Below are 20,207 nucleotides of genomic sequence, written 5' to 3' on the forward strand. Positions count from 1 at the left end.
ACAGGGCGACGTGTTTATACAGATTCCTGAGTTTGGCGGATTTTTGCTAGAATTTGCCAGTCATTCAAGCCCATCCCACCGGACGCCCCGATGAATCACCTGTTTGTAGACAACCTGACTGTTATCGACTTCGCCTACCTCGACGCCGACCGCGGCCTGGTCGGAGAAAGCTGGATCGTCGATGTCGTCCTTGGCGGCGAACTCGATGAACAGGGCATGGTATTCGACTTCAGCAATGTCAAACGCACCATCAAGCGGGTGATCGATGAGCGGGTGGACCATCGCCTGGTGGTTCCGGAGGACTATCCCGGGGTGAGCGTCGATGACGCCCAGCCGGACACCTTCACCTGGACCCTCCGGGATGGCTCATTCATCATCCATCGCTCGCCGGAAGAGGCCCTGGTGTGGATCCCGGGCTCACGGGTCATGCCATCTGCCGTTGCCGCCCTGCTCGAACACGAATTGCGAGCGGTGCTGCCGCCCAACGTCACCAGTATCGACATCGGGTTGCGGGAAGAAGTCATTGAAGGGGCTTACTACCACTACGTTCACGGCCTGAAGAAACATCTCGGCAACTGCCAGCGAATTGCCCACGGCCACCGCTCCCCCATCCGTATTGATCGCAACGGTTACCGGGACTACGAATTGGAAAGCCAGTGGGCAAAACGGTGGCAGGATATCTACGTGGGCTCGGAAGAGGATGTGTCTGACCGCTGGGTAACAGAAGACGGCACCCTGTATGTGCGCTTTGATTACGAGGCAAACCAGGGTGAATTCAGCCTGACCCTGCCGGAGTCCCGGGTTTACATGATGGAGACGGACACCACGGTGGAGCTGATTGCAGCCCATATCGCCGACCGGATCAAGGCCGCCCACCCCGATGACACCATCCGGGTCAAGGCCTACGAAGGGGTGGGCAAAGGCGCCATCGCTTCTCGCTAGACCCGCCTGCCCACAGCCGGCACCGTGCCCGGCTGTGGCGCCCGGCATTTTCCTGCAGACACAAAAAAACCGCCCGAAGGCGGTTTTTTTGATGGCTTTCCGGTGGACTAAACCGTCAAGCCGTATTGGCGTCCCCTAGGGGGTTCGAACCCCTGTTGCCGCCGTGAAAGGGCGGAGTCCTAGGCCACTAGACGAAGGGGACTAGAAATTGGTGGAGCCAAGCGGGATCGAACCGCTGACCTCAACACTGCCAGTGTTGCGCTCTCCCAGCTGAGCTATGGCCCCTCAACGGCTGCGTATATTAAGGATCCGACCCTGGGTCGTCAACAACTAATATTCATTTTTTTCAATTTTCTGAACATCCCTGTCCAGATCGGTCACTTCACAACCAAAGCGGTTATTCCGCGAACAATTCGGCGTACTCTTTCTCCACCCGCTTGGTTTCCTTCTTGGAAAAACCACCGAGAACCTCGAGGGCGTGGCGCAAACGGGAGCGGGTCATGTCCGGACCGAGCAGTGCCATGGAGTCCATCACCGACCAGGAGTTCGGCGTACCGGCAACGGCAACGAAGATGGCGAACATGAAGTCCCCCATCTTCATGTCCATGGCCTTGGCCAGGGCCTTGATGTCAGCAAAGATATTGTCCTTGCTCCAGTGCCGCTGGGCCTCCAGACGCCACAGGGTAAACTGCAGCACGCGCTTGACCTGGTCCTCGGCCACCTTGTTGTGGTGGAAGTGCTCCGGAGTCAGGTTAAGCATGCCGGAAAACATGAAGGCCGCCATCGGCGCAATGTCACTGAACACTTCCGCCCGGCCCTTGATATGGGGAATCAGCTCGCGCAGGGCATCTTCATTGAACCACCACTGCTTCAGACGCTCGATAAACTGGTCGTCCGAAACATCTTCCCGCAGCCACTGGCCGTTCAGCCAGCGCAGCTTCTCCACGTCAAACACCGGACCACCCAGTGATACCCGCTGGATATCGAAACTGGCAATCATTTCGTCGAGGCTGAACTTCTCGCGCTCATCCGGCATCGACCAGCCCATTCTTCCGAGGTAGTTGGTTACGGCCTCCGGCAGAAACCCCATGCGCTCATAGAAGGTGATGCTGGTGGGGTTCTTGCGCTTGGACAGCTTGCTCTTGTCCGGGTTGCGCAGCAGCGGCAGATGGCAGAGCACCGGCATTTCCCATCCGAAATACTGGTACAGCAGCTTGTGCTTGGGCGCCGAGTTGATCCACTCCTCCCCCCGCAGGACGTGGGTGATCCCCATGAGGTGATCGTCCACCACGTTGGCCAGGTGGTAGGTGGGCATGCCATCGGACTTCAGCAGGATCTGGCAGTCCACCTGCGCCCAGTCAATTTCAATGGTACCGCGCAGCATGTCGTCAATCTCGCAGATACCCTCGTCCGGCACCTTCATGCGGATAACATAGGGCTCGCCTGCGGCCAGACGACGCTGAACTTCCGCCTCCGGCAACTCCAGGTCGCCCTTGATGCCGGGGTTCAGGCCCTGGGCCTTGCGCTCCTCCCGGATCGCATCCAGCTCCTCCGGAGTCCGGAAGCAGTAATAGGCATGGCCTTTGTCCACCAGATCCAACGCATACTGGCGATAGGAATCCTTGCGCTCGGACTGGCGATAGGGGCCGAACGGGCCTCCCACGTCGGGGCCTTCGTCCCAGTTCAGCCCCAGCCAGCGCAGTGCCCGCAGGATATCCTGCTCGGATTCCGGGGTGCTGCGCGCCTGGTCGGTGTCTTCAATCCGGAGAATAAACTGGCCACCGTGCTGGCGGGCGAAACACAGGTTGAACAGGGCCACGTAGGCGGTGCCGACGTGTGGGTCACCGGTCGGTGATGGCGCAATTCGGGTACGTACAGTCATTGAAGAATCCTGTCAGAAAGCGACTTGGGTAGCCTGTGGCTGGAAAGCTCCGCATTATACCGGCCCGCGCGCCTTTTCGCATAAGCGTCGACACGGACCTTCTCCCCCGCTTTGTTTTGTTATATTATAACGTTTCAATTAAGTTGCTACAGGTCACTCACACCATGATCCTATCCCGCCTCGCCCGCAGGCTGGCACCGGCCACCCTGGTACTGTTCGCCGGCGCCACCCAGGCAGCACCGGAGGTTGTTGCATCCATCAAGCCCGTTGAACTGCTGGTGCGAGCCGTGGCTCCGGACAATGCCACCATTACGACCCTGGTGCCGCCTGGCGCCAGCCCCCATAACTATCAGCTCAAACCTTCCCAGCGACAGGACCTGGAAGGCGCGGACGCCATTTTCTGGATTGGTCCGGACATGGAAACGTTCCTCACCCGCCTGCTGTCCGGTCGGGACTTCTCAGAGCGCAGCCATGCCCTGACCCCAACCGACGACCAGGGCCATCACGAAGAGCACGACGGGCACGACGAACCTGACACGGAGCCGACACGGGCGGCTACCGGCCATGACGGTCACGATCACGGCGAAGGCGAGGACCCTCACCTGTGGCTGGACCCCATGCTGGCACTGGACATGGCCCGGGAGATTCACCGCCAACTGTCAGGCCTGCCGGACGTCGACCAGACCGCCCTGGATAACAACCTGGACCATTTTGAACAGCGCCTGCTGAGCACGGAAGTCGAGATCCGTACACGGCTGGAGGCGGCCCGCAGCATCAGCCTGTTTACCTATCACGATGCCTTCAGCCGGTTTGCCGAACATTACGGACTGCAGATAGCGGGCGTACTTACATTGAGCCCCGAGCGCTCCCCTGGTGCCCGCCACGTAGCGGAAGTCCAGCGGAAGCTCCGGCAGTCGGAGAATGCCTGCCTGCTGACAGAGCCCCAGTTTGAACGCCAGTGGTGGCGCTCGATCACCGAAGGTATCCCGGTGACCTTCAGCACCTGGGATCCGCTGGCCACGGATATCGTGGCCAACGCGGACGGCTATCTTGCGTTTCAGAGTGGGCTGGCAGACGCGGTACTGCGCTGCCTGGCGAACGGTACCGGAAACTGATTTCGGCTAATGGCAGACTTGTGGGTCAGGGCTCAGCATAGCGGGCCCTGATCTCCAGGACCTCAGGAAGCGAATCGACAAACCGCTGCACGAGGTCGGGGTCAAAATGCTCCCCGGCTTCATTTTCAATGTAGTGAACAGCGTCCTTAACCGTCCATGCTTTCTTGTAAGGGCGCTCGGAAGTCAACGCATCAAAGACATCGGCGATGGCAACGATCCGTCCCACTCGTGGGATCTCATCCCCCTTGAGGCCACAGGGGTAACCCTGTCCATTCCATTTCTCATGGTGCGTCATCGCAACGGTGCGGGCCAACCGCAACAGGTCAGAGTCATCGTCCCCGATGATCTCTGCGCCAATCTCACAATGCCGCTTCATCACCGACATTTCCTCGTCCGTCAGACGGCCGGGTTTCTGCAGGATCTGATCGGGAATGCCGATCTTGCCAATGTCATGCATGGGTGCTGCATTCATCAGCAGATCCGCTTCGGTTTCACCCATCCCCGCAGCCAATCCGAGGATGCGGGAGTAATGACTCATCCGGATAACATGAAGGCCGGTTTCGTTATCCTTGTATTCCGCTGCCCGGCCGAGCCGCTGAATGACCTGGAGCCGGGTTTCATGCAACAGGCGGGTCTGGTCTCGCACTTTCTGATCCAGCTCCCGGTTCTGGTCATGAAGCGCCATCTGCGTTCTGACCCGGGCCATCACGATCGGCGGATTGACGGGCTTGGTGATGTAGTCCACACCTCCGACCTCCAGCCCCCTCAGCTCATCATCAGCGCCAACTCTGGCGGTAACGAAAATAACCGGAATGTGGCGTGTGGTGTAATCGGCCTTGAGACGGCGACAGACTTCATAGCCGTCCATCCCCGGCATCATTACATCGAGCAGAATGAGGTCAGGCACTGACCGGGCAACAATTTTCAGCGCTGTTTCACCACTCGTCGCCGCCTGCACCCGGTAATAGGGTTTGAGGGTTTCCACCAGCACATCGATGTTATCGGTCCTGTCATCGACCACCAAGATGACTTTCCGGCTATCCTCAATGGCCATTCCTGCCCCCTACCCTGTGACTACCCGCAAGCTCGCGGCATAACTGTTCAACAACCCGCTCAGCGCCCTCGAAATCGTAAGCCTTCAGGGCTTGCTCCAATTGCTTGATCTCATCGCCGTAGCCGCGGCGCAGAAGCGCTTCCTGGAGGCCGGAAAACTGATCGACTGCTGCGACGTCGAAGGTCTGCAGCTGACCTAGCATTAGCTCCAGAGCCTCCTGCAGACCATCCTCCCCGCCACCGGGCTCCCGGTTCGCTCCCCGGTGTTCAGTAAGGCCCTGAATAAAACCAGATACACTGTCCAATACGGTCGCAAACTCCCATCGAAGGTTATCTAATGATCGCGGTTCCAAACGGTGTTCCTCCGCTACCGCAGCTTCAAGCATGGCGCATGTCTCCGCAAGTGCATCCGCTCCGATCGTGGCAGATATGCCTTTCATGGAATGAAGCAGGGCCTGCACCTTTGCCCATGCCGCCCGATGGGTCGCCGATGTGAGTTCCCGTGCAAAGTCTCGCTGGCCATCCGCAAACTTGCGCAACAGTCGAAGATATAACTCACTGTTACCCTGTAACCGGGCAAGGGCGGCAGCTGTATCGACGCCAACCAATTCCGGGATGGCAAGCCCCTCACTATCTGCTGTATTGGCTGACTCACTCGGTTCCGTAAAAACATCGGCATGCTCGCCGGAGGTAATCCACTTCGCCATCACCTGAAGCAGTTCATCGACTTTGATGGGCTTCGGTATGTGGTCATTCATACCGGCTCTAAGTACCTTTTCCCGGTCACCGGCCATCACATTAGCCGTCAGGGCTATGACCGGCAGGGATCTGAACCGTTCCTGCTGACGCAGTTTCCTGGTCGCAGTGTAGCCGTCCATGACCGGCATCTGACAATCCATCAGGATGCCATCAAAGGACTGCTCATCAAGCCGGTCAAGGGCCTCCTGGCCATTACCGGCCACCACAACCGCCATTCCGAAACCGGAAAGAAGCTCCACCGCCAGCTCTTGGTTAATGTCGTTGTCTTCAACCAGGAGAATCCGCGCGCCCTTCAGCCGCTGCAGGTTCCGATTTCGCTGCAAGGTGTGGGCCGCGCCCTGGTTTTCGCTAATCAAATTACGCCCAAGCGCCGAAGAGATCCCATCAAACAGTGACGACGGCGTCATGGGTTTGGCGATGACCGAGCGGATCGGTAATGTCTGGCGAAAATCCGCGGTCTCATCCCTGCCGAACGCCGTCATCATTATTACCAGTGGCATCGCCCTGATACCCAGACACCGGGTCATCGCGTGAACCATCTCCAGGCCGTCCTGGCCCGGCATTTTCCAGTCCACTAACACCAAACGAAAGCGATCATCACCGCTGGTGCGGGTCAGCAGATCCAGGCCAGCGGCAGCCGAAGCTACCGCCGACACACGCATCCCCATCGCAGTCAGCATTGAGACAATAGCCTCCCGCGCCGGCTCGCTGTCATCAACCACCAGAACCCGCAGTCCGTCAAAATCTGCTTCCGCGGCACCCGGCAACGGGCCACTCACCACTTGTTTTCGCAACTCAACGGAAAAATGAAAGGTACTACCCATCCTGGGTTCACTTACCAGCCAGATCTCGCCGCCCATCATCGCCGTAAGATCTTTCGAGATAGCCAACCCCAGTCCTGTGCCACCGTATTTACGAGTGGTGGAGGAGTCTGCCTGACTGAAGGGGCGGAACAACCGTTTCTGCTCCTCCGGAGTCATCCCGATACCGGTGTCTTTCACTGCAAAATGTAGCCGGCAGTGATCCCCAGACTCCTCAACAACCGCTGCGGAAACAATGATCGACCCGGTATCGGTGAATTTGACCGCATTGCTACTCAGGTTCAGCAAGATCTGTCCGAGCCTCAGCGGATCCCCTATCAGCGCAACAGGCAGGCCGGGAGCGAAGTCGAAAATCAGCTCGAGCCCCTTCTCTTCCGCCTTGAAGCCGATGACCGCAGAAAGGTGATTCAACACATGCTCAAGATTGAACGGCACTTCCTCTATCAGCAGCTTGCCCGCCTCAATTTTTGAAAAATCGAGAATATCGTTGACGAGCCCCAATAATGCGTCTGCCGATTTACCCGCCTTTTCGAGGTAATTGCGCTGACGGTTGTCGAGATCAGTCTGCAGGGCGAGATGGGTCATACCGATAATCGCGTTCATCGGCGTACGGAGTTCGTGTGACATATTAGCCAAAAAATCAGACTTCGCCCGCGTCGCCTCCTCTGCAGAATCACGAGCGGCAATAAGCTCACGTTGCATCTCTTTCTGCTGATGGACGTCGGAATGTATCCCCACTAAACGGATAGCCGATCCCTCAACGGTCCGTTCAATGGCCTGCCCGGCGGCCATAACCCATTTCCAGGAGCCATCCGCACACATCATTCGGTACTCAGCCCTGTACTGATCGCTTACGCCGTCCCGATGTTCATTGAAACGTTCTGTCACCGTTGCCAGGTCGTCAGGGTGAACCAGATTTTTCCACCCCTGAATACCGTTATTGAGCCGGAACCAGCTACCGCGCGGCTCCAGCAGCTCTTCCGGTCGATAGCCCAGCATGGATGCCCATCCGGCATTGACCAGTACCTCGTCAGATTCCGGGGAGTATTCCCACAGACCCAGTTTCGCAGCTTCTGCCGCGGCATGGAGGCGGGCCTCACTTTCCCGGACCCGCTCCTCGGCGCGCTTACGATCGGTGATGTCAGACAACCAGCCCAGGACGCCGTCCTCACCGTAGTAACGGATCGGAACATAACTGACAAAGATGTCGCGAACCTTGCGCTGACGGTCGAATACCTCGATTTCGTGGTTATCAACCCGGCCCGCAGACTGCAGCAATCGCAGCATCTCGGCACGTTGTTCCTGTTTGACGTAGATCTGATCCGCCGGATCTCCAATTCCGGCATTCACCATTGCAAGGAAGCGCGGGTTGGCGAATCGGAAGACGCCGCCCGCTGAGAACGCCACACCAATCGGGCTGGCGTCGAGAATCAACTGTAATTGCTCCCGTTCAAGGCTGATTGTGGATTGCATTTGCCTACGATCGTGGATATCCGTCAGCGATCCGGCTATACGATACGCCTTCCCAGCATCACCACGGAGCGATTTACCGCGAGCATTAAACCAGCGCCACTTCCCTCCCCGGGGTTTTAGCCGGAATTCCACATCGAACGGCTCGTCGTTTCCCAGATGCGCCTTCAATGCCTTGAGTACGCCCGGTTTGTCTTCAGGGTGAAGCCGATCCAGCCATTCACTGGCATCATGGGGGCCGCCCTGGTCGACTTCGAAACCAAGCAGTTCGCTGCACCTGGACGAAAACCAGGGCTTCCCGGTAATCAGATCCACGTCCCAGAGCCCATCCCCGCTCCCTGAGGTCGTCAGGGCAAATCGCTCCTCGCTGCGTCGGAGGTCCTCGGTCCGGGCGTCAACCAGATCCTCTAGCCGACCATTCGCGCGCTCCCCTAGCCTTATGATGATTAGCGTCAGCAACAGCACCAGGGCCATGGTTGCGGCCCCGCCGACAAGCACCTGGTTTCGGGTCACAAAGTAGGACGCGAGCGCTTCAGACACATCCATCTCGGTAAGTACTCCAATGCCAAACGCATCTGACCAGCTCCAGGCCCCCAAAACAGGCACGCCCCGGTAATCTGGATATCCCTGCCAATCGACGCCGGCTTCTTGCCGGAACAAGCCCAAAGCCATCGCGGAGACCGCGGCATCTTTCCCGTCACCGCCGGCCTGTGCTTCAAGCCCCTGTACCATTGGCGGCACAACAACCTGCCGCCCCGTTCGCAGAACATCCTTGAAGTCACCAAAGCGGGATTCGGAAATCATCCTGCCCTGAGTGTCCACGGCGTAAGTTTCACCACTTTCGGCTATCCGACCACTGGTCAGGTATGGTGCAAACAGGACTGCCGGATCGACGGCCAGAATCAGCGCAGTGCGGCCTCTACCATCACCACCCGCGATCGGCGTTCCCGCGAACATCCGGCTTGCACCCGATTCGGTCAGGTAAACGTGGGACCGAAACGAGCTGCCACCCATCTCCTGAACATCACGGAACACGTCGCTGACCACAGACAATTCAAATACCGGAACACCGGAGTCAGTTCCGGCGGCTGATGCCAGCACCGTGCCATCCGGAGTTACTACTGCAAGATCCATTGCACCCATCTCAGTCGCATGCAAACGCAGCACCGCCGTCAGGGCATTGCGGATGGTTTCAGGACCACTGGACTCGCCTCCCCGATCCAGGGCAACGACAAGGTCGTTCACCAGGGTATGAATCTCGCGGATATCGGCAAGGTGACGCAGATGTTGCGTCAGGTTATCTTCCAGCACTGTCAGGGACTGATTGACGGATCGATTGATGGCCTGCAGTACCTGCACACTCTCGATGCGCAGCTGGCTTTCCATGCGCTGGAGCACATACCAGACGGAAAGCGACATCGCGAGCATGACAAAAACCAGGAATCCGTAGCCGGCACGGCGCTGGCCTCTGCGCCCGATAAGAAGCCGCTCCATCGCAAACAACTTTAGCCGCGGAACCACCACAAACGTTACCGCGAGCACCAGAACCCCCAGAATGAAGCCGGTGATTATCCAGCCCTGCAACGTAGCCAATTCCTGGGAACGGGAAACGTCCAGACCATCCTTGGGGGCCGCAAACCAGCGTTCACGTAACGCGGCCATTTCGGCCTCCGTTACCGAGCCCATCGCCTTCGTTAGCGCGGAATGCAGCAGAGGCAAATCCTTGCGAATACCTAGGCGCAGATCAATAACGTCGCTGACTCCAGCGGTACCAGGTTCGCCGATCCGAAGGTTGGTCAGAAAATTCCGATTAATGAGGTATTGCATCAAGGTATGTTCACCAAGCGTCGCATCAGCCTTTCCTGAGGCGACGGCCCGCAACGCCCCCAGGGAATCCTCATAGAACGTGACACGGATTCCCGGGTACTGCCTCTCCAGCAGTTCCTTGTATGCACTACCTGCTGGACCCGCTGGCAAAGCCAGGTGGTAATTGCGAAGTTCATCCCCGGAGACAAACGATCGCTGCAGCGAACTCACCACTACGATCGGTGTCGACTCATAAGGTGGAGTAAACAGCAGGTAGTCTTGCCTGCCTGACAAACTCTCGATGTTCGGCAATACATCAAGCCGTCCGTGCTTTGCTTCACTAAGCAGTGATGGCAAATCAAGACCGGACAGATACGTTACTTCCAGCCCCAGCTTGCCGGCCAGCAGATTTACATAATCGACGGACAAGCCCCGAGGTTGGCGCGCATAGAAATTCAGGGGCGGCCAATCCATCCGGCTTCCCACCTGAATTACGGGATTTTCAGCCAACCAGGCCCGTTCCTCGACTGAAAGGCCAGCCACTCCCTGAGCGGCCGCCGCGGGAATGCCCAAGGGCGCAATCAATCCAATGACCAACGCACTCAAAAGCGCGAAAACGGGTGAAGAAAATTTTGAATGCGCCACGATTAGAGGGCTCCGCTGCCAGCTCGCCCAAGCATGACAAGCCTTCGGTTAGAGTTCTACACCAGCGGCGCCCGATTGGATCGCAGCGGTGTAAAACCTTGTCATATTTCAGCAGGCGGGATGCCGAAAACTATCGACCGTGCTGATTAGCTCGCTCAGCAGAAGGGCGCTCGCTTTCAGAAGATCAGGGTTGGGCGTACCGGCCCGCGGGCCGCCATCCACCTGCCGCTGGAGATCCTGCAGGCTCTCGTTTTGCTCCCGCAGACTGACTGGTCGCCGAGGCTGGCTCGGTGAAACGCCTTGGGCACTTTGGTAGCAGTGCAACAATTCTTGCAACATTCGAACACTATCCTGGTCACCGGGAAGTATCGTCTGACCGCAGACCGTTTCATCCAGCATCTTGCTGAACATCGTCCTGTGCTCGCTCAAGGTGCGGCCTAGTGCCACAAAACGGTGGTTTTCGTGCCGGGCAGTGTCGCCCGAGTTTCGTAACCGATGCTCCCGGCAGAATTCGATCAACGCCAACTCGCCCAAAGGTTCCGATATAAGGTTGCCCTGGACCTCGACACACCCAAGAGCTTGCAGTAGCTTCAGCTGGTCCTGCCGTTCCACGCCTTTGGCAGCTACCGGCAAGCCAAGTTCATTAGCCAGAACAATTATCCTCCGGACGATGAACATACTGGCCAGATCCTCCTCGAGATTTTCTACCAAATCGCTTTCGACCTTTACCCGGTCGAGCTCGGCACTGAAACGCTGCAAGGTGTCGAAACTGCCGTCGCCGGCATCGACCAGCGTCACCCTGACACCCAGTTTGCGCAGCGAACGGAGCGGCCCGCCAAGCGCCAGAACCTCGTCTGCCAGGCGCGATTCGACGATCTCCAGCTCCAGTCGGCTGACCACCTCCGCGTTGTGACGAGACAACATCGTTGTCAGTCGTTCGATGCAACCCGGTGTGGCCAGATGATCACCTGTAATATTGACACTCAGTGACAGCGGGATACCCCGGGCGGCCCAGCGCTCAAGGGTGACCAGGGCCCGGTTGACCAGCCATTCGCCTGCCTCTTCGTACAAGGCGGTGCCTTTGATGGCGTCAAGAAACTCAACCGGTTTCAGCACGTCCGATTCCGGATGCTGCCAGCGCAGAACCGCCTCTACCCGGTTAACTCTGTCATCCTGGAGCGAGACCACGGGCTGGAAGTGCAGGGAGAACTCCCCCTCATAGAAGGCGCGGCGGATCGTCTGGAGGTAGAGGTCCGCAAGGTCGGCTTTCCGGACACCCAGTTCACTGAAAAACAAGTAATGCCCGCCCCCTTCCAGGCGGGCGCGATCCAGCGCCTTACGGGCCTTGGACACCAGTACTTCAGGGGACAGGTCATCGCCTGGGCGCGACACATAGATGCCACCACTGACGGCAACCGAGAACAGCAGATCGTGAATGACAATCTTCGAGGACAACGCCTGGAACGCCAACTCCATTGCGTCATCCAGGCCCCGGGTGTTCTCGAACACCAACAGGTACTCATCCCTGGAATAGCGAAATACTGCGACATTGCCCGGAAGTGCAGCGTCTAGCCGGTCCGTGAGCGCCGTCAGCAAGCTGGTGGTCAACTGCTCGCCAAAGCCCGTCAGTTTGGCACGGCAGTCGTCAAGACTGAACATCGCCACCGCGAAATACTCGCCATCCCGCAACCGGGCTTTCGCAACTGTTTCCAGATTACGCCAGCAGGCACCGGCACCCGCCTGGTAGTCACCCGGGGCATATCCCGGGAATGCGGACAACCGGACAGGCTCGTGGTTCGCAGCCAGCACCAGCACGAGATAGCCACGGCCATCCTGGTCAACACGGAACCGGCCATCGACACAAAACATCTTGCTCCTGCCTGCCGGCTCGAACAGGAGCGAGAACGCTGCCGGGTTATCGGGATCAAACACATCCGCTAAAGCCAGCCCCGGGGCACGGCAGGTTTCAGCAAGTCCGAACAGGTCGTAAAAGTCAGCGCCCGAAACCTCCGACGGGAAACAATCGAGGGCTTCAAGGGCTCGATCGTTAACGTCCGCAACTTCCCTGGAAGCCAGGTCAATCACCAACGCCGGGTATGGGAGTGCGCAGAAAATCTTCGCATAGAGAAAGCTGCCGGAGGTCGGTAAACGATGGCAGGGCCGAGGCTCACCCGTTGCTGACTCACTCTTACCACCCTGAATCAATTTCATAAAACGACTTCCCGATAATTCAGACGACAAAAATAACTGACAGGCATCACGATGCCCCTCAGGCCGAAACCCTCAGTAACGTAAGATCTGCCGGTCCACCATGGAGTGTGAAGGGTAATGAGGCCAGGAAATTCATGTGCCATTCAGACGCAACACCGTCGAACATCAGGCAGGCCGCATTTTCATGGGCCAACCGCCGCAACTGCCGCGAGCGCGCCAGATAAAGCGGACGGTCGAAGTATGCTTCCGTGTCACCAATACCCAACCATTCCGGCGTTACGGCAATGATGGACGCCGCCCTGCGGATCATCCGTACGCCCAAGTGAACGCTGGCCAGGTCTTCAACAGGGTCGGAGATTACCGGCACGACTCCGGCATCAGACAACCGGAACAGAGCCCGCCGCAATTGCCGCAGACAACCGCTGTCGCCGAGTTCCCGGTCGCTCAAGAACACCGCAAGCCGGTAGCCGGAACGGCCCAGCGTCGAAGCAGTATCGATAATTTCGGCAAGGCTGAGTTCATTCAGTAACCGGATGGCCGCCACCCTGACCAGCAAGATTGTGTCACTGCCATGGCAGGATTTTGGCAACCGGGAAGCACTCAATGCGGGTGTGCTACAGGCACTCTGCGATAGCCACCCCAACTGAGCTAGCAGACTGGAATCCACGCCAGCGTTGGCCAGCGGTGCCATGAAATACCCGGCCACAGCGCCATAACGAGAAAACAAAGGCAACCAGTCAAACACCGGTTGCGAGTCCGGCTTTGTCGGTCTGCCTGCTGGCACCAATCCACTGTCACCGGAAAAAAAACCCACACCGAACATGACTTACTCCGAATGATGAAAACGGCAACCTCAAGGTGAAGCTTTGACGAAATTCTTAAACCGGATGGTAAGTGAGCGTCGGGGGGAGTCAATGGACCTATAGGGAGCCTTCCCTATGGCATTGCGAGGATTTCGTATGTTCAGGAGTGGCGGGGGTCACCTGTTACCAGAGCACTCCCAGCATCAACGGGATGGTGATCATCGCCAGCAGGGTCTGCCCACTGATGATGCCGGCCATCAGTGGTGCGTCGCCACCCAGTTGACGGGCCAGGATGTATGCGGATGTCGCCGTCGGCAAAGCCGCCAACAACACCACCACCTGCACCAGCAGGCCGTCGCCGCCCAGGCTCACCGCCAGGCCGAGGGCAACCAGCGGAAACAGCAGCAGCTTGATCACTGACGACACCAGGAACGGCATCGAACCACCCCGCAAGGCCCGGAGCTGGAGACCGGCGCCAACCGTCATCAGGCCAAGTGGTAACGCCAGATTGCTCAACGGTGCGAGGATACCGGCCAGCAGCGGGTGGAAACCGATCTGGAAATAACTCCAGACCACGCCCATCACCGAACCGACGATCAACGGGTTGGTAATGATGGCGCGCAGCAGGGGCATCAGGCGGAAGTTGCCGCGGCCGGCGACGAGCGAAAACATCAGGATACAGAGCAGGTTCAGCAGCGGCACCATCACCGCCACCGCTATGGCCGCCAGAGACAACCCTTCGTCACCCAGCATCATGCCGGCCGCAGCCAGCCCGACATAGGAATTGAAGCGCATCCCGCCCTGATAGACCGAGGAGAACACCGGCCCTGGCCAGCGCCAGACCAGCTGCACCAGAACCAGCACCAGGCTCATAACCAGCAGCAGGCTGGCAATGACCAGCGCGATCTCGCCATAAGCCGAGGGTGGCAACCGCGCCTGTCCAAGCTTGAACACCAGCATCACCGGGAACAACACGTAGTAGGTAAAGCGCTCCGCCTGGCCCCAGAAGTCCTCACTGGGGAAATTCCAGCGCCGGAACAGGTGACCCAGCACAATCAGTGCGAACACAGGCACCAGCGCCTGAACCATTACCGGCATGGACTCCAACTCCCCTGCAATCCTGGCATCGCAACCCCTGGACAACTCCAGGGGCCAAGTTTAGCAAGCTACAGAGGATAGCAAAGATGAGGAGAGCACGTCCCTGCGACCTCCGGACTATCTGCGCCATAAGCCCCGACAGCCACGTCCCGACAAAAGCCATTTGCGAGTTTCCCCGACACAAGGTAGATTCCATCAGGTACTGCCGGATATTTCCGCCTGTGCGGCTCACGCATGCACAGGCCAGACTCCTGGATGCTGTGTGACTCTGATTCCTCTTGAAAGCTTGCTCGTACCGAGCCGTTCTGCACTGCGGTCTTCTCCCCGGGAGATCACCGGCAGCGCGACCGCCTTTCTTTCTTCCCGCTGAATCCGCGCTGAGTAGCCCGCCGGGTTCAGCGAAAAATACCAATCCTTTAATCATTTCACGGAGATAGTTATGTCTGCGTTGCCTGCAATTACCGTTGCACAAGAAGACTACAACCGCCTGAGCACCCTGCTGGAGAAAGCCGCAGGCACCTCCGAAGTCGCCGAAGGGCTGGAAGAGGAACTCAGCCGGGCGAACCTGGTGGCCCTGACAGACATGCCCGCGGGCGTTGTCACCATGAACTCGGTGGTCCGGTTTCTGGACGAAGATTCCGGCAAGGAACACGAACTTGAACTGGTCTATCCCCACGAAGCAGCGGCCGGTGACAACCGGGTGTCCATTCTGGCGCCTGCCGGTGCCGCCCTGCTGGGACTCAGTATCGGCGATAGCATCGAATGGCCGGTTAAGGGCCGCAAGAGTCTGCACCTGAAAATCGTCATGGTGACTCGCAAGGACCAGCCCGCGGCGTGATCCTGCTTATGACCGCGCCGGCCCGAGGCCGGGACCGGCGCCGGCTTCGCCAACCCCTTACAACCTGCCCGCTGCTTTTTTGCTAAACTGGCGGGCCATTTTCAGCAGCCATCGTAAGCCATGACCAGCACAAGCCCCGCCCCAGCCAGCATCCGCAGTTACACTGTCAAACCCAGTCTTTCGCGGCGTTTCTGTGTGGCCCCGATGATGGACTGGACGACCAGCCACTACCGCTACCTGGCCCGCCTGCTGAGTCGCCACACCCTGCTCTACACGGAAATGGTCACCACCGGTGCGCTGATCCACGGCGACACCGACCGCTTTCTGCGTCACGATCCGGCGGAATACCCGCTGGCACTGCAGCTCGGTGGCAGCGATGCCGGCGAACTGGCCCATTGTGCAAAGCTGGCCGAGCAGTTCGGTTTCGATGAGGTCAACCTGAATGTGGGCTGTCCCAGTGACCGGGTACAGAACAACATGATCGGCGCCTGCCTGATGGCCCATCCGGACCGGGTGGCTGAGGGCGTGCGGGCGATGGCGGACGCCACCAGCCTGCCGGTTACCGTGAAGCACCGGATCGGCATTGATGGCAGGGACTCCTGGGATCAGCTGTGTGAATTTGTCGAGAAGGTCGCCGGGGCCGGTTGCCGGACGTTCATCGTGCATGCCCGGATTGCCATCCTGGAGGGCCTGAGCCCGAAGGAGAACCGCGAGATTCCGCCGCTGAAATACGACTGGGTGTACCAGCTGAAGCAGCGCTACCCCCACCTGGAAATCATCATCAACGGCGGCATCAAGACCTTTGCCGAGGTTCACCAGCACCTGGCGCACACCGATGGCGTGATGCTGGGCCGCGAAGCCTACCACAACCCCTGGCTGCTGGCCGGCGTTGACCCGGAGTTCTTTGGTGCGCCCGCGCCTTTCCATACCCCTCACGAGGCTTTACGGGCCATGTTGCCGTTTATTCGCAGCGAGCTCGAACGTGGCGTCTATCTTGGCCACATCTCCCGCCACCTGCTGGGGCTGTTTCACGGCATGCCCGGTGGCCGCCAGTTCCGCCGTTACATCAGTGAGAATGCCCACAAAGCGGGTGCCGGCCTCGAGGTCATCGAAGAGGCCCTGGCCCGGGTCCGGGAGCCTGAGGCATCCCCGATAGTCACTGCCTGAACAGATCATAACCTTTGGTTGTCTTGTTCCTGTCAGAGCGGGCCGTTATTGTAGGCGAATGACCTTCAGCACCCGCGGACCGGGTGCCGCAATAACAAACTGACCGGGACGACAGGACGAATGACCAGCAAGCTCGACCAACTCAAGACCATGACCACGGTAGTTGCCGACACCGGCGACCTGGATGCCATTGCCCAGTGGCGACCACAGGATGCCACGACCAATCCCTCCCTGCTGCTGAAGGCCGCTGCCTCCGATGCCTACCGTCCTATGCTGGACCGGGCGGTGGATGAAGCCCGCAGACAGGGTGGTTCGGATGCCGAGCAGCTGAACTATGCCACCGACATGCTGGCAGTGCTCGCCGGCAGGGAAATCCTCCAGCTGATTCCCGGTGTGGTATCCACCGAGGTGGACGCCCGCCTGTCGTTTGATACCCAGGCAACCCTGGAGCGTGCCCGCCGCCTGGTCGGGCTCTATGAAGAGCAAGGCGTGGATACCGGGCGGGTGCTGATCAAGATTGCCTCAACCTGGGAAGGTATCCGCGCGGCCGAACAGCTCGAGAAGGAAGGCATTCACTGCAACCTGACCCTGCTGTTCTCCTTCATCCAGGCAGCTGCCTGCGCCGATGCCGGCGCCTTCCTGATCTCGCCCTTCGTCGGCCGCATCCTGGACTGGCACCTGGCCAACAGCGGACGGGACGCCTTTGCGCCGGCAGAAGATCCGGGCGTACAATCGGTCACCCGCATCTATAATTACTACAAGGCCAACGGCTTCAACACCGTGGTGATGGGCGCGAGCTTCCGCAATGCGGGGGAGATCGAAATGCTCGCCGGCTGCGACCGTCTGACCATCAGCCCAGCCCTGCTGCAGGAACTGCGGGACGACCACCGTCCCCTCGACCGCCGCCTTTCGAAGGATAACGCGAAAAGCAGCGACCGCTTTGGCCAGATAGACGAAGGCCTGTTCCGTTGGGAGTCCAACGAAGATGCCATGGCCACCGAGAAGCTGGCCGATGGCATTCGCCGGTTTGCCGCCGACCAGGTGGAGCTGGAGTCCCGGGTCAGACGCCTGGCCAGCGCTGCCTGATACCGGATAATCGTAATCCGGGAACACCAGAGAGCCCGCACCATGATAGAACGCCTGAAGAAACTTTTTGCTGCACCCGGTGAGCACCGGGCCAGGCCCGCCCCCCACGAACTGGCTGTGGCGGCCACCGCACTCATGGTGCAGCTTTCCAGGGTGGACCACGACGAAGACGAACAGGAATTGCGCACCATCGTGGACTGCGCCGTGAAAGCCCATGCGGTCACCCATGAGGAAGCGCAGGAGATCCTGCAGGATGCCCTGGCCCATGCGGACGATGCGACGTCCCTGTACCAGTTTACCGGCCAGCTCAATGACAGTCTTGACCAGCCCCAGAAACAACAACTGCTGGAACACATCTGGCAGGTAGCCTTTGCCGACGGCCGTATCGACAAATACGAGGAACACCTTATTCGCCGCATGGCCGACCTGCTGCATCTTAACCACCGTGAATACATGCAGGCCCGCCACCGCGCCGAAGCAAGCCGGGACTGACGAACGATTCAGCGAATGAAAGGAGCTCACCATGCTTGCCATTCTTCATCCGGATACCTCGCTGGACAGCGAGGCGTGCCGCCAGACCCTGAACTTCCTTGAAAACCTTCCCGGGGTTTCTGTACGGGTCCACGAAATTCAGGGTTCGGCCCAGCGGCTGACCGAGATCTACCTGCTGGGCGACACCAAGTCACTCGACAAGGATGAAATTGAGGCGCTGCCCGCGGTGGAACGGGTTATCCGTATTTCCGACGACTACCGTATCCTCGGCCGCCATCACGACGACCGGCGCCAGAACGGCTTCACCTACAACGGCGTCACCTTCGACCAGAGCAACCTGAACATATTCGCCGGCCTGTGTGCAGTCGACGTACCCGAGCACGTCGAAATGATGCTGAAGGCACTGGAGGACAATGGCGAGGTCTGTACCCGCATGGGCGCCTACAAGCCCCGCACCAACCCCTACTCGTTTCAGGGCCACGGGGCCGGCTGCCTGCCGTGGGTATTCGAGAAGGCCGGCAAACACGGCATCCGGGTGGTTGCCATGGAGATCACCCATGAAAGCCACATCGAGGAAATCGACACCTGCCTTGAGAAACTGGGCCGCCCCACTGGCGTCATGCTCCAGGTGGGCACCCGCAACACCCAGAATTTTGAATTGCTGAAAGCCATCGGGCGCCAGAGCACCTACCCGGTCCTGCTGAAGCGCGGCTTTGGAATTACCCTGAATGAATCCCTCAACGCCGCGGAATACCTGGCCAGCGAGGGCAATGCCAATGTGATTTTCTGTCTGCGGGGAATGAAAACCGAGGCGGGCCAGCCCCATCGCAACATGGTGGATTTCGCCCATGTGCCAGCGGTCAAACGCCTCACCCGCATGCCGGTGTGCGTGGACCCCTCCCATTCCGTCGGCAGTCGCGACCAGGCCCCTGACGGCATCCTTGACGTCATGCATGCCACGGCGCAGGGAGTGATTGCCGGCGCCAACATGGTGCTGGTGGACTTCCATCCGAAACCGGAGAAAGCACTGGTGGACGGCCCGCAGGCCCTGCTGATGCACGAACTGCCTGCTTACCTGGAGGATATCCGCCTCTGCCATGAAACCTGGAAGAAGCGCCAGGAGATCTACCGCCGGATTCCGGGGCACAGTGCAGCATGATCATCTACGGACACCGCGGGGCCAAGGGAGAAGCCCCTGAGAACACCCTGGCGGGCTTCGATCACGCCTACCGGCATGGCATCCGCCACTTCGAGTTTGACCTGGTGCTGGCCAGCGATGGCGTTCCGGTCATCATCCACGACCTGACCGTCGATCGCACCACCGGACACAGCGGCAATGTTGCCAGCTTCACCGCCGGCGAGCTGGCCGTCATGGACGCCCGCCGCAATACGCCGCCGTGGTCAAAGGCGACCGGGGTACCAACCCTGGAGGAAGTACTGGCGATCATCCCGGACTTTGAACATCTCCAGCTTGAAGTGAAGTCCGACAACCGCCATCGGCTGAACATCCTGTGCAACCGCCTCACTGAAATCATTCAGCGGCGGGACCTGTTCCAGCGGGTGGCCATCACCTCATCGGACACCTGGTTCCTGCAGGAAACCCGCAGGCGCAATCGCAAGATTCGCATCGGGCTGGTCGCCGAGCGGCGCTTTCCCCGGCCCACCAGCACTGCGGCGCGCCTGGAGTGCGATTACCTGTGTCTGAACTGGAAGCTATGCACCAGGGAGCTGGTCGAGGAAGCCCACCGCCGGGACATGCACGTCTCTACCTGGACGGTCAACCGCATTCACGACATGCTGATGCTGGAGGAACTGGGGGTGGACAGCATTATCACCGACTTCCCGACCAGTACCCGGATGTACTTTGACAACCGGGCGGCCGCCGTACCCCAGCTGCCGCGGAGCACCCCTGGCCCGGAGGGCGAAGCACTCGGGCAGCGCTCCCTGCCGGCAGGATAACCGACCTGGACGGTACGGTACCATGCCGTCCCGTCACTGGCAGCCGGCAAGCAACGCGAA

14 protein-coding genes and 2 tRNA genes are annotated in these 20,207 nt (G+C 59.3%); 8 read left to right on the forward strand and 8 right to left on the reverse strand.

The genetic code is table 11. The features are described from left to right. The first annotated feature begins 90 nt into the window (after window positions 1–90). Entirely contained in the window at window positions 91–942 is an 852-nt protein-coding gene (locus tag CLH61_RS04880) for a 6-pyruvoyl trahydropterin synthase family protein (protein WP_099613572.1), read from the forward strand. 126 nt (window positions 943–1,068) lie between these two features. Here CLH61_RS04880 and CLH61_RS04885 read toward each other — a convergent pair. The 3 genes from CLH61_RS04885 to gltX all read right to left on the reverse strand — a co-directional run bounded on the left by CLH61_RS04885 (window position 1,069) and on the right by gltX (window position 2,824). Next, window positions 1,069–1,144 (reverse strand) — tRNA-Glu (locus CLH61_RS04885). A 7-nt stretch (window positions 1,145–1,151) separates the two neighbouring features. Beyond that, window positions 1,152–1,227 (reverse strand) — tRNA-Ala (locus CLH61_RS04890). Window positions 1,228–1,339: 112 nt separating this feature from the next. Continuing rightward, the gene (gene gltX / locus CLH61_RS04895; RefSeq protein ID WP_099613573.1) at window positions 1,340–2,824 is read right to left on the reverse strand and encodes a glutamate--tRNA ligase; all 1,485 of its coding nucleotides are present in this window, start codon (window positions 2,822–2,824) and stop codon (window positions 1,340–1,342) included. A gap of 164 nt (window positions 2,825–2,988) precedes the next feature. Here gltX and CLH61_RS04900 point away from each other — a divergent pair, with 164 nt between their 5' ends. Further along, window positions 2,989–3,939, forward strand: a complete 951-nt coding sequence (locus CLH61_RS04900) for a zinc ABC transporter substrate-binding protein (protein WP_099613574.1) — start codon at window positions 2,989–2,991, stop codon at window positions 3,937–3,939. 25 nt (window positions 3,940–3,964) lie between these two features. Here CLH61_RS04900 and CLH61_RS04905 read toward each other — a convergent pair whose 3' ends face one another. The 5 genes from CLH61_RS04905 to CLH61_RS04925 form a co-directional block, all read right to left on the reverse strand. After that, window positions 3,965–4,993 carry a response regulator gene (locus tag CLH61_RS04905; protein ID WP_099613575.1) on the reverse strand — a complete coding sequence of 343 codons (1,029 nt, stop codon included), beginning with the start codon at window positions 4,991–4,993 and terminating at the stop codon, window positions 3,965–3,967. Then, window positions 4,983–10,493: a response regulator gene (locus CLH61_RS04910; protein ID WP_143752083.1), complete on the reverse strand. Its 5,511-nt coding sequence runs from the start codon at window positions 10,491–10,493 to the stop codon at window positions 4,983–4,985. Before CLH61_RS04910 ends, CLH61_RS04905 begins: the two co-directional genes overlap by 11 nt. A gap of 108 nt (window positions 10,494–10,601) precedes the next feature. Continuing rightward, window positions 10,602–12,704, reverse strand: a complete 2,103-nt coding sequence (locus CLH61_RS04915; RefSeq protein WP_099613577.1) for a GGDEF domain-containing phosphodiesterase — start codon at window positions 12,702–12,704, stop codon at window positions 10,602–10,604. Window positions 12,705–12,762: 58 nt separating this feature from the next. After that, a complete protein-coding gene (locus CLH61_RS04920; RefSeq protein WP_143752085.1) occupies window positions 12,763–13,395 on the reverse strand; it encodes a hypothetical protein in 633 nt (210 codons plus the stop codon). 295 nt (window positions 13,396–13,690) lie between these two features. Continuing rightward, complete coding sequence (locus CLH61_RS04925) at window positions 13,691–14,605, reverse strand: AEC family transporter (RefSeq protein ID WP_099613579.1); 915 nt, start codon at window positions 14,603–14,605, stop codon at window positions 13,691–13,693. A gap of 439 nt (window positions 14,606–15,044) precedes the next feature. Here CLH61_RS04925 and rnk point away from each other — a divergent pair, with 439 nt between their 5' ends. The 6 genes from rnk to CLH61_RS04955 all read left to right on the forward strand — a co-directional run bounded on the left by rnk (window position 15,045) and on the right by CLH61_RS04955 (window position 20,147). Beyond that, complete coding sequence (gene rnk, locus CLH61_RS04930; RefSeq protein ID WP_099613580.1) at window positions 15,045–15,443, forward strand: nucleoside diphosphate kinase regulator; 399 nt, start codon at window positions 15,045–15,047, stop codon at window positions 15,441–15,443. A gap of 120 nt (window positions 15,444–15,563) precedes the next feature. Next, the gene (gene dusA, locus CLH61_RS04935) at window positions 15,564–16,610 is read left to right on the forward strand and encodes a tRNA dihydrouridine(20/20a) synthase DusA (RefSeq protein ID WP_099613581.1); all 1,047 of its coding nucleotides are present in this window, start codon (window positions 15,564–15,566) and stop codon (window positions 16,608–16,610) included. Between the two features lie 120 nt (window positions 16,611–16,730). Beyond that, complete coding sequence (gene tal, locus CLH61_RS04940) at window positions 16,731–17,696, forward strand: transaldolase (protein WP_099613582.1); 966 nt, start codon at window positions 16,731–16,733, stop codon at window positions 17,694–17,696. 42 nt (window positions 17,697–17,738) lie between these two features. Beyond that, complete coding sequence (locus tag CLH61_RS04945) at window positions 17,739–18,188, forward strand: tellurite resistance TerB family protein (RefSeq protein ID WP_099613583.1); 450 nt, start codon at window positions 17,739–17,741, stop codon at window positions 18,186–18,188. 31 nt (window positions 18,189–18,219) lie between these two features. Further along, window positions 18,220–19,347, forward strand: coding sequence for a 3-deoxy-7-phosphoheptulonate synthase (locus CLH61_RS04950; protein WP_099613584.1), 1,128 nt, complete (start codon window positions 18,220–18,222; stop codon window positions 19,345–19,347). Then, window positions 19,344–20,147, forward strand: coding sequence for a glycerophosphodiester phosphodiesterase (locus CLH61_RS04955; RefSeq protein ID WP_099613585.1), 804 nt, complete (start codon window positions 19,344–19,346; stop codon window positions 20,145–20,147). Before CLH61_RS04950 ends, CLH61_RS04955 begins: the two co-directional genes overlap by 4 nt. Window positions 20,148–20,207: the final 60 nt, after the last annotated feature.

Origin of the sequence: Marinobacter profundi (assembly GCF_002744715.1) — a bacterium.
Lineage (GTDB): Bacteria > Pseudomonadota > Gammaproteobacteria > Pseudomonadales > Oleiphilaceae > Marinobacter > Marinobacter profundi.

Coding starts and splice junctions, on each gene's coding strand:
- CLH61_RS04880 (WP_099613572.1), top strand. CDS start 91: ATGAATCACCTGTTTGTAGACAACCTGACTGTTATCGACTTCGCCTAC.
- gltX (WP_099613573.1), bottom strand. CDS start 2,824: ATGACTGTACGTACCCGAATTGCGCCATCACCGACCGGTGACCCACAC.
- CLH61_RS04900 (WP_099613574.1), top strand. CDS start 2,989: ATGATCCTATCCCGCCTCGCCCGCAGGCTGGCACCGGCCACCCTGGTA.
- CLH61_RS04905 (WP_099613575.1), bottom strand. CDS start 4,993: ATGGCCATTGAGGATAGCCGGAAAGTCATCTTGGTGGTCGATGACAGG.
- CLH61_RS04915 (WP_099613577.1), bottom strand. CDS start 12,704: ATGAAATTGATTCAGGGTGGTAAGAGTGAGTCAGCAACGGGTGAGCCT.
- CLH61_RS04920 (WP_143752085.1), bottom strand. CDS start 13,395: ATGGCACCGCTGGCCAACGCTGGCGTGGATTCCAGTCTGCTAGCTCAG.
- CLH61_RS04925 (WP_099613579.1), bottom strand. CDS start 14,605: ATGCCGGTAATGGTTCAGGCGCTGGTGCCTGTGTTCGCACTGATTGTG.
- rnk (WP_099613580.1), top strand. CDS start 15,045: ATGTCTGCGTTGCCTGCAATTACCGTTGCACAAGAAGACTACAACCGC.
- dusA (WP_099613581.1), top strand. CDS start 15,564: ATGACCAGCACAAGCCCCGCCCCAGCCAGCATCCGCAGTTACACTGTC.
- tal (WP_099613582.1), top strand. CDS start 16,731: ATGACCAGCAAGCTCGACCAACTCAAGACCATGACCACGGTAGTTGCC.
- CLH61_RS04945 (WP_099613583.1), top strand. CDS start 17,739: ATGATAGAACGCCTGAAGAAACTTTTTGCTGCACCCGGTGAGCACCGG.
- CLH61_RS04950 (WP_099613584.1), top strand. CDS start 18,220: ATGCTTGCCATTCTTCATCCGGATACCTCGCTGGACAGCGAGGCGTGC.
- CLH61_RS04955 (WP_099613585.1), top strand. CDS start 19,344: ATGATCATCTACGGACACCGCGGGGCCAAGGGAGAAGCCCCTGAGAAC.